General features: G+C 39.6%; 11 protein-coding genes. 7 read left to right on the top strand and 4 right to left on the bottom strand.

The genetic code is table 11. The features are described from left to right. Nucleotides 1-107 precede the first annotated feature (107 nt). Nucleotides 108-1,382 carry a serine hydroxymethyltransferase gene (gene glyA, locus H7U19_RS09150; protein ID WP_186561633.1) on the bottom strand — a complete coding sequence of 425 codons (1,275 nt, stop codon included), beginning with the start codon at nucleotides 1,380-1,382 and terminating at the stop codon, nucleotides 108-110. Between the two features lie 192 nt (nucleotides 1,383-1,574). On the opposite strand from glyA, the gene fahA reads away from it, so the two are divergent. The 3 genes from fahA (at nucleotide 1,575) to H7U19_RS09135 (ending at nucleotide 4,733) form a co-directional block, all read left to right on the top strand. Next, nucleotides 1,575-2,861, top strand: coding sequence for a fumarylacetoacetase (fahA, locus tag H7U19_RS09145; RefSeq protein ID WP_186561632.1), 1,287 nt, complete (start codon nucleotides 1,575-1,577; stop codon nucleotides 2,859-2,861). 263 nt (nucleotides 2,862-3,124) lie between these two features. Then, a complete protein-coding gene (locus tag H7U19_RS09140; protein ID WP_186561630.1) occupies nucleotides 3,125-3,391 on the top strand; it encodes a hypothetical protein in 267 nt (88 codons plus the stop codon). A gap of 154 nt (nucleotides 3,392-3,545) precedes the next feature. Continuing rightward, the gene (locus H7U19_RS09135) at nucleotides 3,546-4,733 is read left to right on the top strand and encodes a hypothetical protein (RefSeq protein WP_186561628.1); all 1,188 of its coding nucleotides are present in this window, start codon (nucleotides 3,546-3,548) and stop codon (nucleotides 4,731-4,733) included. Between the two features lie 186 nt (nucleotides 4,734-4,919). On the opposite strand, the gene H7U19_RS09130 is transcribed toward H7U19_RS09135, so the two are convergent. The 3 genes from H7U19_RS09130 to H7U19_RS16885 all read right to left on the bottom strand — a co-directional run bounded on the left by H7U19_RS09130 (nucleotide 4,920) and on the right by H7U19_RS16885 (nucleotide 7,336). Then, complete coding sequence (locus H7U19_RS09130; protein WP_186561626.1) at nucleotides 4,920-6,155, bottom strand: tRNA modification GTPase; 1,236 nt, start codon at nucleotides 6,153-6,155, stop codon at nucleotides 4,920-4,922. Nucleotides 6,156-6,487: 332 nt separating this feature from the next. After that, nucleotides 6,488-6,880, bottom strand: coding sequence for an RluA family pseudouridine synthase (locus tag H7U19_RS16890; protein WP_343069089.1), 393 nt, complete (start codon nucleotides 6,878-6,880; stop codon nucleotides 6,488-6,490). Nucleotides 6,881-6,892: 12 nt separating this feature from the next. Next, complete coding sequence (locus H7U19_RS16885) at nucleotides 6,893-7,336, bottom strand: RluA family pseudouridine synthase (RefSeq protein WP_246454749.1); 444 nt, start codon at nucleotides 7,334-7,336, stop codon at nucleotides 6,893-6,895. Between the two features lie 244 nt (nucleotides 7,337-7,580). Between H7U19_RS16885 and H7U19_RS09120 the strand changes: the two genes are divergently transcribed. The 4 genes from H7U19_RS09120 to H7U19_RS09105 all read left to right on the top strand — a co-directional run bounded on the left by H7U19_RS09120 (nucleotide 7,581) and on the right by H7U19_RS09105 (nucleotide 13,665). After that, nucleotides 7,581-8,063, top strand: coding sequence for a hypothetical protein (locus H7U19_RS09120; RefSeq protein WP_186561624.1), 483 nt, complete (start codon nucleotides 7,581-7,583; stop codon nucleotides 8,061-8,063). Nucleotides 8,064-8,259: 196 nt separating this feature from the next. After that, the gene (locus H7U19_RS09115; RefSeq protein ID WP_186561622.1) at nucleotides 8,260-10,785 is read left to right on the top strand and encodes a PIG-L family deacetylase; all 2,526 of its coding nucleotides are present in this window, start codon (nucleotides 8,260-8,262) and stop codon (nucleotides 10,783-10,785) included. 113 nt (nucleotides 10,786-10,898) lie between these two features. Then, nucleotides 10,899-12,677 carry a sodium:solute symporter family protein gene (locus H7U19_RS09110; protein ID WP_246454747.1) on the top strand — a complete coding sequence of 593 codons (1,779 nt, stop codon included), beginning with the start codon at nucleotides 10,899-10,901 and terminating at the stop codon, nucleotides 12,675-12,677. A 7-nt stretch (nucleotides 12,678-12,684) separates the two neighbouring features. After that, nucleotides 12,685-13,665, top strand: coding sequence for a Gfo/Idh/MocA family protein (locus tag H7U19_RS09105; RefSeq protein WP_186561620.1), 981 nt, complete (start codon nucleotides 12,685-12,687; stop codon nucleotides 13,663-13,665). Nucleotides 13,666-13,733: the final 68 nt, after the last annotated feature.

The raw sequence follows: 13,733 nt of genomic DNA, 5'->3' as shown, positions 1-13,733 counted from the left end.
ATAGCCTGACCCCTTGTGGGTAACCTGCCTGCCGGCAGGCAGGCGCCCAAAAAGAAAAAAGCCTGAATATTGAACCCAGGCTTTAAAATATATGCTGTGTATTGACTTTAGGCCACGAACAATGGTTTGTCGGCCATCATGGCATTCACCTTGTTCTTTACACCTTCAATAATTACTTCATCCTCATGGTTGCTCACCACTTCATCAATCAGGTCGGCTATACCGGCCATGGCATCCTCTTTTAGGCCACGTGTTGTAACGGCGGCAACACCCAAGCGTATCCCTGAGGTTACAAATGGTGATTTGTCATCAAATGGCACCATGTTTTTGTTCACTGTGATATCCGCTTTTACCAAGGCTTCTTCCGCTTCTTTTCCCGAAACGCTTTTGTTGCGCAGGTCAATCAACATGCAATGGTTGTCGGTACCTCCGGAGATGATCTTGTAATCTTTGTCCACCAAAGCTTGGGCCAAAGTAGCCGCATTCTTTTTTACCTGTAACTGGTACTGTAAAAACTCATCCGTCAAGGCTTCCCCAAAAGCGATGGCTTTAGCCGCAATGATATGCTCTAAAGGTCCCCCTTGATTTCCTGGGAAAACAGCAGAATCCAATAAAGAAGACATCTTTCTTAATTTTCCACTCTTTAAGGTGATTCCGAATGGGTTTTCAAAATCCTGACCCATCATAATCAATCCTCCTCTTGGTCCTCTTAAAGTCTTATGAGTGGTCGTGGTTACAATATGACAATGCGGTAACGGGTCATTTAAAATGCCCTTGGCTATTAAACCTGCTGGGTGAGATATGTCCGCCAACAAAATGGCACCAACACTATCTGCAATTTCTCTAAAACGCTTGAAATCAATATCACGAGAATATGCAGAGGCACCACAAATGATTAATTTAGGTTGTTCTGCCGTTGCTATCTCCTGTATTTTATCGTAGTTTAAAACCCCGGTCTCTTCCTCAACTCCGTAGAACGCAGGGTTGTACAATTTTCCTGAAAAGTTAACTGGCGACCCGTGGGTCAAATGTCCGCCATGCGACAAATCGAAACCTAAGATTTTATCTCCAGGTTTTAAGCAAGCGGCAAACACTGCGGTATTGGCTTGACTTCCAGAATGTGGTTGAACGTTAACGTAAGCCGCGCCAAACAACGCTTTTGCCCTATCGATGGCGATTTGCTCAATTTCATCAACTACCTCACAGCCTCCATAATAGCGTTTGCCAGGGTAACCCTCGGCATATTTATTGGTTAAAACGGAACCTGCCGCCTCCATCACCTGTTGGCTTACAAAATTCTCCGAAGCGATAAGTTCAATACCATGTAATTGGCGCTCTTTCTCGGCCTGAATCAATTCAAAAATTTGTTCGTCGCGTTGCATAACTTTTACGTGTCGTTTAATAATTCGGCAAAAGTAACAAATAGAATAGTTAAAAACATCAAAAAGGGTAGAATTACTTCCTAAGTTATGCACGATTTATTAACCCTAATCTCAAACTTAGATTTTGTCGTTTTTTTTATCATTTAAATGAAAAAATTATGTAGGTTTGGAATAGACTAAAAACAAAACGCTATGCCTTTGTCAGCCAATAACCCAGATAGAACGTCGTGGTTGCACGTCGATAAAAACTCCGATTTCCCCATACAGAATATCCCTTTTGGTGTGTTTTTAACCCGTGATGACATCATCACCATCGGGACGCGTATTGGGGATACGGCCATCGATTTGGGTGCTCTGCACCAACTGGGCTACTTTGACGGAATAGCATTGACTGATGACATCTTTTTACAAGATTCGTTAAATGATTTTATTGCTGATGGTCGAAAGACCTGGCGCTCAGTGAGAAATCGTATTGCTGAAATATTTGATGCTGAAAACCCCATTTTAAAAGGGAATAAAAAACATAAGGAAATTGTATTGTTTCGATTGGATGAAATTGAAATGAAGTTACCCGTGGATGTTGGCGACTACACCGATTTTTATTCCAGTATTGAACATGCCACCAATGTTGGAAGTATGTTCCGCGACCCAGAAAATGCATTATTGCCCAACTGGTTGCATATACCAGTAGGGTATCATGGCAGGAGCTCGTCCATTATTCCGTCGGGAATACCGGTGCATCGCCCGCAGGGACAAACACTTCCCGGAGATGCAAAAGAGCCCGTTTTCGGGCCTAGTAAATTAGTTGATTTTGAATTGGAAATGGCCTTTATCACAACCGATGCCAACGACTTAGGCGAACCCATTCCCATTGAAGAGGCCGAGGAATACATCTTTGGTTTGGTGTTGCTTAACGATTGGAGCGCTCGCGATATTCAGAAATGGGAGTATGTGCCTTTAGGACCATTCTTGGCTAAAAATTTTGCTTCGTCCATTTCACCTTGGATTATCACTTTGGATGCATTGGAGCCTTATCGTGTTGATGGGCCAAAACCAAAGAAAAAACAACTACCCTATTTACAGTCCAAAGGCCCAAAAAGTTTTGATATCAACTTAGAAGTAGCTATTCAACCCCAAGGCTCAAAGGAAACTACAGTAAGCAAGTCCAATTTCAAATATATGTACTGGAATATGGCGCAACAATTGGCACACCATACCGTAAACGGTTGCCCTGTAAACTCTGGTGATATGATGGGTAGCGGTACAATTTCGGGGCCGACGGAGGACAGTTACGGCTCCATGCTGGAACTCACCTGGAAAGGGGAAAAACCACTAAAAATGGCCGATGGTTCCGAACGCAAATTTATCAACGACAATGATACCGTAATTATGCGGGGCTACTGCGAAAAGGATGGCACCCGTATTGGTTTTGGTGAGGTTTCCACCAAATTATTGCCGGTTTTTAAGAAGAAGAAATAAGCCCCTCCTTCCCGATAACTATCGGGACTCCCCATGGGGGAGGGAACCCAACTCCAGCCTGAAAATATATCGGAGTTTTTAGGTCATTGAAATTTTCAATATTCTGAGGTGTTAATAACTTTCAGAATATTCTCAAATCTGGCTTTGAGAATTAAAGTTTTTAGCCGTAATTTTAATACTTCAACTTGAGTAAGTATAGAGACACCCCAAGTCCACTTCCATAAATTTTGACAACATTGTTGTTTCACTCTCAAAAAAATTGAATGGAAGGAATTACTGCTATCATTATCAATCTTTTACCAGCCTTTTTTACATTTCTTGTAGCTATAGAAAAAGTGGTGCACTATTACACCAATCCATGGGCCAACGAAAATCCACCGATATTGAACATTATACTAATAGCTCTTTGTTTGGCCTGTATTATAATTGGGGCTTTAATCAGTAGTTTCATTGTGATTTCAATAAACGTCTTAGGGATTCTGGTAAATGCCTATTTTCTTTATACCCATTTCAGCTTGAAATCTGATTAAGTTTTAGATTACAGCTTGCTATATTTAGTAGTTATAAACTTACGTATTTAGATGTACACCTGCATTTCATCTGATTTATTAGCATTTCGTAGGTTTTATTATTATTTTGGCACCACATTTGGAAAGGTAACCCCAAACCTATAAACCTTAACCCATGAAAAGAATTTTACTTACCTCATTACTATTGGCCTTTATTTTGTCGTGCAGTACTAGACGACAAATGGAAAAAACCATAAGCTACGGCAACTACGACCGAGCCATAAACGATGCCATTGGCAAACTAAGCATTAATAAAGATCGACGTGGAAAAGCAGATATTATTATGCTATTGGAAGAGGCCTACAATAAAGCCGTAGATAGAGATTTGAATGACATAAACCTTTTAAAAAAGGACAACAATCCGGAAAACTACCTAAGAATTTTTAATGGCTACGTTAGCCTGGACAATCGTCAGGAAAAGCTAAAACCATTGTTACCGTTGCAGGTGCAAGGCAGGCCAGTAAATTTCCAGCTTCAAGATTATTCTGATGAACTAATATTTTATAAAAATGGAGCGTCGCAACGCCTGTATAATAATGCCCAAGCACTTCTGAATTCAAATAATAAATTGGATATCAGGGCGGCATATGATCAATTAAGTAAAATTGAAAGCATCAACCCAAATTTCAAGGATACGAGAACCCTTATGCAGGTAGCTCACCAAAGGGGAACGGATTTTGTTTTGGTGGATATGGTTAACGATTCTGGGAAAATCATTCCAGTACGTTTGGAAAACGACCTATTGAATTTTAGCAGTTACGGCCTCAATAACTTTTGGATGCAATATCACGGTACGCCGGAGGAGAATGTGAACTACGATTTTAATTTAAGAGTGAACCTAAGAGGCATCAATATTTCGCCCGAGCAAATCAAGGAACGCCAGATTATCAAGGAAAAGCAAATTGCCGATGGAAAAGAGGAACTGATAGAAGACGGGAAAGTGGTAAAGGACAGTTTGGGCAATGCCATAAAAGTGGACCGTATGAAAACCGTACGTTGCGAATACTACGAGTTTACCCAATTTAAGGCCTCACAAATAACGGGAAATGTGGAATACGTTGATTTGCGCAACAACCAATTGATCGATTCGTTCCCCATCAGCAGTGAATTTAGGTTTGAACACATTTATGCCACCTCGCGAGGCGATAGACGTGCCTTGGAAACCAGTTTAATTCCATTTTTGGAACGCCGTGCCGTCCCCTTCCCTACAGAAGAACAAATGATTTATGATACTAGCGAAGATTTAAAACTGCAGTTGAAACAGATTATTAATTCCACGGCCGTTGCGGTGGCTGGGATTTAGGATGAATTAAAAAACTCCCACAGTATGGGAGTTTTTTTAGTGGTGCGCTTATCGGTCTCGTATAACCGCCTGTTACGGGTTAATATGCGTTAATTTTCGGTTTGGCACAGACGTTAGCAATTCCGGGTGGATTCGGACGTAGACGAATCCGCCGTAATTGCGGATACTTTGTTATGTGTTGTTTTTTTAGAATATTGAATATCCAAGTATTATTGATAATGTTTTATAGTCTGAGCTCCAAGCTCCAATATTTCTCAAAATTTCTCTATTCGTTAAATATCTAATCTCTAAACTATATCTATCATTTTGTTTATAGCCAACTCCAATACCTAACGAACTTTCAGATTTAATTTCTAATGAACTTATATTTCCTGCACTACCAGTATCTCCAGTAAAATCTATTGATGAATCTGAACTTGAATCAAAAATAATGGAGGCATTCACAAATATTTTTGAGGCATTATTAAGAAAGAAATAATGTCTTAAACCTAACGCTACTTCAATAGAACTGTAATCAACTTCAGCTATTAATGTGCCTTCAGAAACATTATTTATTATAGATTTTTTTATAGATTTATAATTTGTTCTGTAAGTTGGCTCAATTACAATTGACCATTTATTCTTATTAAAAGGCAATATAACTTCAGCTTCTAATCCGATTCCAAACCCTATTTTATTTTCAAATTCAATGTCTCTTATATATGAAAGAGAACTTTGCGTGCTTAATGAAGAACTATTTAAGCGAGGTCTTATGGTTAAATTGAATAAATCTCTTTCTTGTTTTTCTTCAAAATGGATATATTCCTGATTATTACAGTTGTTATATTCTACAAAAAAATCAACCAAATCATTTTTTTTATAATTTAGACTTTCAACTTTACTTATTTTAAAGCTTGGACATTTTAAATTACTCCAGAGTTGTTGTCTAAATCTATTATTTTTACCAACTTTATTTACTGAGGTTTTATAGAATTTAAAGATTAATTGTTCAATATTAGATTTACTGCTATTATCATAAAAGTATCGTATTAAGTTGCCGTCGACGTATTGATATAAAGATGCCTTACCTTCAACTAATACTTTTAAAAAAAGCTCTTCTTCTTTAAATATTGGTGTTTTGTGATTACTTAGATTACTGAGGTTTTTACTAGACCTATCAATATTTACATTATTTCTTACATATTTTGAGATATTGTTAATACCAAATTCTTTAACCGAATTTATATTTGCCAATTGTAGTCTGCCATTTTCGGATAGTTTATATTCAAATTCGGTTGGATTACTTTTCCAGTCAATATTTTTGATTAAACAATTAATTTTTTGATTTGAATTATTAATGTAATATCCTTTTTCAAAAGTGATTTGTGAATAGCAATTAAGACTTAAAATTGTTATTAAAAAGAATAAAAATTGTTTTTTCATTATTGTTTTGGTTTGTTACTATTTGTATTGTTGAGTATAAATAACACATAACGCTTAGATATGATTGCGTTTTAATGAACTATGTCGTTCGACATGCGAAGTTCAAATTTTACTATCAAAAAATCAATACAAACTTATCAGTATTTATAAACAAAACCGTCATTACGAGGAAGGTACGACCGAAGTAATCTTGTCAATGTAAAAACGAAAGATTATAGATTACTTCACACAACATCTAGTGCTATATTGACAAAATTAGATCCTGAATCAAGTTCAGAATGACAGATTGGGTTAAAAAGACACCCCACAAACCACCTCCAAAACCTCCTGAGTCACAGGATGCGTGAATTCAGTTCGCTCCGCATGCAAACACAATCGCCCCCTCTTTTGCCATACAAGTCATCCCCAACAATTGGTGTGTTTAGCCCATCAACATGTGCCGCATGCACCCGTAATTGGTGGGTACGCCCTGTAATAGGGTAAAAATGAATCCGTGTTTTGCCGTGTTTCACTTCAACCACTTCAAATTTAGTTTTAGCAGGTTTACCGTGTTCATAGCACACCAACTGTCGCGGACGGTTATCCAAATCCACGCGGAGAGGTAAATCGATGACGCCTTCTTTTTGAGTGATTTCTCCATCCAACAAAGCGACATATCTCTTTTTTACGGTGCGGTCAATAAACTGTTTTTGCAGGTTTTTATGCGTTTTTTCGTTTTTGGCCACCAATAATAATCCCTAAGTGGACATATCCAAACGGTGCATCAACAAAGGCCCTTTGGCTTTTGGTAAATAGCGACGCATTCGGGTCAATACCGATTCTTGAATGTGCTTTCCTGTCACGGACAAAAACTCATGAGGTTTATTGACCAAAAGCAAATAGTCATCCTCATAAACGATTTCCAAAGGTGCGTCATGTTCGGCAACGCTTTCAATCGGATTGTCTTCAACAACCAGGCCCCGCATCATATGGCCCAAAATAGGTTCGCATTTACTGTGGCACGAGGGATAAAACTGTTTATGTTTTCGAACTTCAGATTTTGGCGAGGCTCCCCACCAAAACTCTGCCATCGCAATGGGCTTTAAATTGTTTTCATAAGCATATTGAAACAACTTCGGTGCCGCACATTCCCCCGAACCCGCGGGAGGTGGCACTTGGGCATCGTCAAAAATATCGATCAAATCTTTGGTTTACCCATTGGCACTGAGAAATCGGTACTGTTTGTGCAAACGCTTTTGCAGAGAAGCCGATAAAGCCGAACGCTACCGCTCGTTTGTAACAAGTGGTGGCCAAAAACATATTCCAAAACAAACCTCATTCTGTCAATCTGACACTTAAAAACCCACCAACACAACCACAACTCCAATTGGCACATTTTTTGAAAATCTTTATGTGTTTTAAAGTATAATTCAAAAATAAACCACGATGAAAACAGTGCAACTCATGGCCTTGTTTTGTCTGTTATTTTTTAATTGTTCAGGACAAGACAAAACACAAAAGGCCGAAGACAACGCCATCAAACCTGATGAAAACATTAGCGTAAACAAGGAGTACGACGAGTTTGGCAACCTAAAACGTTACGATTCCATTTATTCCTACAGCTATTCTTCCAATGGCAAATTAAGCGATAGCCTAAAACTCCAATTCGAAAAGCATTTTAACAATCACTCCTTTTTCGGGGATTCCTTTTTTGATGATTTTTTCGGAAAGGACTCTACCTTGGGCGGTGGGTTCTACCCTGATAATTTCTTCCAACGTGGGTTTATGAACCACAACAAACAAATCGAGCAGATGATGAAGCGCATGGATTCCATCCAGCAACTCTTTTTTGATGACCGCCAGCACATGATTATCCCACCGGAGCCTGAGGACAAGAAAGGTAAATTGAAAAATATGAGGCAGATTTAAATGCCTTCAGTCATGTCGACGATAGGAGACATCACATAAGTTGTTGTGACACCATATAAATAATGAGATTTCTCTCTACGTTCGAAATGACACGAATATACAATAAGGTGATATTTTGATACCGTTAAATAAAATTTAAAACCAGCACACCCGCTGGTTTCTTTGGTTATATTTGGCGCATCACTAACCGCGAGTTATGCAAAAACAACTACTTTACCTATGGATGGCTTTCTTCTGGCTGTCCTTTGTTCAAGCGCAAAAACCCACAACACCTTCATCGGCAGAAATCTATGAATCCATTCAAAAGTTAAACTTTTTGGGTTCGGTATTGTATATAGCCGCCCACCCAGATGACGAAAACACGCGATTGATTTCATACATGAGCAATCACGTTAAAGCGCGGACGGCTTATTTATCCCTAACCCGAGGCGATGGTGGACAAAACCTTATCGGCCCAGAACTTCGTGAACTCTTAGGGGTCATCCGTACCCAGGAATTATTGGCGGCACGCAGAGTGGACGGTGGTGAGCAACTGTTTACCCGTGCCAACGATTTCGGCTATTCCAAACACCCCAATGAAACTCTGGAAATTTGGGACAAAGACCAAGTGTTGAGCGATGTGGTGTTAGCCATCCGACAATTTAAACCGGACATTATCATCAATAGATTTGACCATCGCCGCGCAGGCCGTACGCACGGTCATCACACCGCTTCCGCAATGTTGAGCATGGAAGCCTTTGATTTGGCAAATGACAAAAATAGCTTTCCCGAACAGTTGCAACAAACCAGTACTTGGCTACCTTCACGTTTGTTTTACAACACGAGCTGGTGGCGCTACGGCAGTAAAGAAGCTTTTGACAAAATCGATAAAAGCAATATGATTTCCGTAGATATCGGCACCTATTATCCCTTAAAAGGGATGTCCAACAACGAAATTGCCTCATTGGCCAGCAGTCAACATTTATGCCAAGGGTTTGGTCGTCTGCTCTCTCACGGGTCTCAAGACGAGTTTATTGAGTTTTTAAAAGGTGACCCGCTAAATGGCGAGACCAATGTCTTTGCTGGCATAGATACCTCCTGGAACCGTATTGAAGGAGGCAACCCCATTGGTAATATTCTCAATGGGATTGAGGAAAATTTCAACTTTAAAAATCCGTCAGTACATATTCCGGACTTGATAAAAGCCTATAAATTGCTTCAAAATGTTGAAAACCAGCATTGGAAAACTCAAAAAACAAAGGAGCTCAAAGCGATTATAGAAATGTGCGCGGGCCTTTATATGGTGGCCTCCGCAGAGACCAATTGGGCAACACCCGGAGAGTCTATAAACTTGAATATTGAGGTATTGAATCGGAGTGATGCGCCTATCACTTTGGTGAGTTATGAGAACGCTAGTGGTTTGCATATTTCAAAGCAAATCGAATTAAAAAACAATATTAGATTCACCTTTAAAGAGGCGCTTAAAGTAAAGGCCGATACACAGCCCACCACCCCATATTGGTTGGACAAAAAAGGTACATTGGGTATGTATCAAGTAGATGACAAAATGCTTATCGGCAAGCCGGAAACCCCACGCACTTATACCATAGATTTTAATTTGTTAATTGACAACACCCCCATAAAAATTACAAAACCTGTTATCCAGCGGTATTCCAAACCTGATAAAGGCGAACTCTATCGTCCGTTTGAAATCATTCCAGAAGCTTCTGCTAAAATTAAGGAAAAAGTCATCATATTTAACGATTCGAAACAGCAGGATATCACTGTGGTTGTAAAAGCTGGGCGCGACAATTTGGAAGGCAACGTAGAGGTATGTCACCCTAACGATTGGCAAATTTATCCGAAAAAGCAAAAGGTAGAAATTGGCCATAAAGGCGAAACACAAACTTTGGTATTTACCGTCATCCCACCTAACAATCAAAGTGAAGGCTTAATTGGCCCTATTGTGCATATTGGAGACCAAGACTATACCAAAGAATTGATAGAAATCAACTATGAACATATTCCGTTTCAAACCGTATTGTTGCCAAGTGAAAGCAAAGTGGTACGTTTAGATATTCAAAAACGAGGCGAAAATATCGCTTATATTCAAGGTGCTGGTGATGCAGTTCCTGAAAGTTTAGAGCAAATAGGTTATAATGTTCGCGTTTTGACCTTGGACGACATCAACCCTGAGACTTTGAGCAATTTTGATGCGGTTGTGGTGGGCATTAGAGCTTACAATACCTTGGACAATATAGAATTTAAACAACAGCAACTGTTCGATTTTGTGGCCAACGGCGGTAATATGATTGTGCAGTACAGCACCTCATACCGCCTAAAAACAGACAAGATTGCACCTTATGATATTACCTTATCCCACGATCGGGTGACTGATGAGAATGCCGAAGTCCGGTTCTTGGCCCCAGAGCATGATGTTTTAAATTTCCCAAATACAATCACCCAAAAAGATTTTGAAGGCTGGACACAGGAACGCGGGTTATATTTTGCCAACAGTTGGGGCAAGGAATTCACTCCTGTACTATCCATGAACGATAAAGGTGAGTCTGCCAAGGAAGGAAGCTTGCTGGTAGCCAAACACGGCAAAGGCTACTACATCTATACCGGGTTAAGCTTTTTTAGGGAATTTCCTGCCGGTGTTTCTGGCGCCTATCGCCTGTTTGCCAATATGCTGTCTTTAGGAAAAGATGACATTCGAGAATCCTTAAAACTTACCGATTAATCATGAAAGAAGAGGCTCCAAAACAGCAATGGAATAAACTGTACACCATCGTTTTGGTGGCAAACATCCTCTATTTTGTCATCTTTTATATCATCACTAAAGCCTTTTAAAACATGCAAATGCTGAATTGGGTAGACTGGTTGGTGCTCGCTATAACGCTTATTGCGATTGTGGCCTATGGCACCTGGCAGACACGAGGAAGTAAAAATGTAAAGGATTATCTCCGCGGAGGCAACACCTCAAAATGGTGGACCATTGGACTGTCAGTAATGGCCACTCAGGCCAGTGCAATTACCTTTTTATCCACTCCCGGGCAGGCATTTAATGACGGTATGGGCTTCGTGCAATTTTACTTTGGGTTGCCCATTGCTATGATTGTGATTTGTATGGTGTTTATTCCACTGTACCATCGCCTAAAGGTTTATACGGCTTATGAGTTTTTAGAAAATAGATTCGATTTAAAAACGAGAACCCTGGCCGCCATTTTGTTTTTAATTCAACGTGGTTTGGCCGCAGGAATTACCATTTTCGCACCTGCCATTATTTTGTCTGTGGTGTTGGGTTGGGATTTGTTGACCCTAAATATTGCTATTGGGTTTTTGGTTATTATTTATACGGTTTCGGGAGGCACCAGAGCTGTGAACGTCACCCAGAAACATCAAATGATCGTCATCTTTATCGGAATGTTGGTCGCGTTCTTTTTGATAGTGGACAAATTACCTCAGGACATCACCTTCACAAAAGCATTAGAAATTGCAGGGGCAAGCGGCAAAATGGAAGTTTTGGATTTCTCTTTCAATTTGAATAATCGCTACACTTTTTGGAGCGGGATTATCGGTGGTACGTTTTTGATGTTATCCTATTTTGGCACGGACCAAAGTCAGGTTCAGCGTTACCTATCGGGTAAATCAGTAAAGGAAATGCAATTGGGATTAATTTTCAATGGCCTTTTAAAAATCCCCATGCAGTTTTTCATTTTGTTAGTAGGTGTGATGGTATTTGTGTTCTATCAATTCAATGAAGCCCCCATTAACTTTAATCCAACGGCAACGGAGGTGGTTTTAAACTCTGAATACGCGGATGACTTTAAAGCTTTACAGGAAGAACAACATCAAATATTTAGGGACAAGCAGATTATAATTGATGCCTACGTGAATGGTACGCACCGAGATGCTGGGCAATACATTGCTGCCGCGAATGCTTCAAACGAAGATGTCCGCCAAGAAGCTCGGGATTTGATTGATAAGGCCGGAGAAGTGCTGGATATAAAAGTAGAAAGCAACGATAAAGATTATGTGTTTATTCATTTTATTTTGAATAATCTACCTCGTGGACTGATTGGGCTGTTGTTGGCTGTAATTTTGAGCGCGGCCATGTCCAGTACGGCGAGTGAGTTGAATGCCCTGGGCTCCACCACCGCAATGGATTTATACAAAAGAAATACCAGCCCAAAAACAGAATCGGAAATGGTTAATGCCTCCAGATGGTTTACCTTTTTATGGGGCATTATTGCTATTGCTGTGGCCTGTGTGGCCAATCTGGCTGAGAATTTAATTCAACTGGTTAACATCATTGGCTCCATTTTTTATGGAAACGTACTGGGCATATTTCTATTGGCCTTCTTTTTCAAGTTCGTAAAAGGAAATGCTGTATTTATTGCAGCTTTAATTACGCAGGCTGTTGTTATTGGGCTTTATTTTCTCGATGAATACGAATATATCAACCTTCCATTTTTATGGCTAAATTTTGTTGGTTGTATTTTTGTTCTTATAATGTCTTTAAGCATAGATTTCAAAAGAATTTCAAAAATTGATAAAAGTATTCTGGGTTTATTAATTCTAATTCTACTTTACTTCAGTTATTTGATTTTACGAAATTCAAACCTGATTTAATTCAATAATGACAAAGAAAACCATCAACTGGGGCATCATCGGGCTAGGCAATATTGCCCACAAATTCGCGACCGACCTTTTAACGGTTAAGAGCGTAAATCTATATGCCGTGGCTTCAAGAAACCAGCAAAAGGCGGACAAATTTGCTTCAAAATTTAATGCTCAAAAAGCTTACGATAGTTATGAAGCTTTAGCCAAGGATAAAAACATTGATGCCGTTTATATCGCGACACCACATGCGCTGCACAAAGAAAACACCTTACTATGTCTGGATCAGGGTATTGCCGTGTTATGCGAAAAGCCATTCGCCATGAACTCGGAAGAAGTGGCCGAAATGGTTGCAAAAGCAAAAGAGGAAAATGTATTGTTAATGGAAGCTTTATGGACCTATTTTTTGCCACATTATCAATACGTCCTAAAAGCATTGCAAGATAAAATCTATGGACAGGTTTTAAAACTGGAAGCCGATTTCGGCTTTTACAGAGCATTTGATAATTCCAAAAGATTGTTCAACAAATCCTTAGGCGGAGGCAGCCTATTGGATATTGGCATCTATCCTATTTTTTCGGGGTTATCCACTTTGGGAACACCTACATCCATTGAAGCTAGTGCTACTTTTTTTGAAAACGGAGCGGATTCCACCTGCACCATGGAATTTGAATATGAAAACGGCGTAAAAGCACATTTAAAAAGCACCCTTTTAGAGGACACACCAACCGAGGCTATCTTTTACTGCGAAAAAGGTAGTATCAAAATAAATGGTGGTTGGTTTTCTCCTTCGACTGTAACCTTAATTCCTAATGAGGGAACTGAGGAAACTATAGATTTCGGATACAAAACTATCGGATATAGTTTCGAAATCGAACACTTCAATAATTTATTACGCGAAGGCAAAACCGAAAGTGATGTGATGACTTTTGCGTTTAGCGAGGAATTGATTGCCACTTTGGATGCCGTCCGAAAGATTATTAATCTTGATTATTCATAAAACGAAAAGACCTCACAGGTTTTCACTTCGACTGCGCTCGGCACGAGAAAAACCTGTGAGGTCTAGCA

Source organism: Hyunsoonleella aquatilis, from assembly GCF_014270105.1.
GTDB classification, from domain to species: domain Bacteria; phylum Bacteroidota; class Bacteroidia; order Flavobacteriales; family Flavobacteriaceae; genus Jejuia; species Jejuia aquatilis.
The sequence above is the reverse complement of the archived record's forward strand: the minus strand, read 5'-3'. Positions and strand labels throughout refer to the sequence as shown.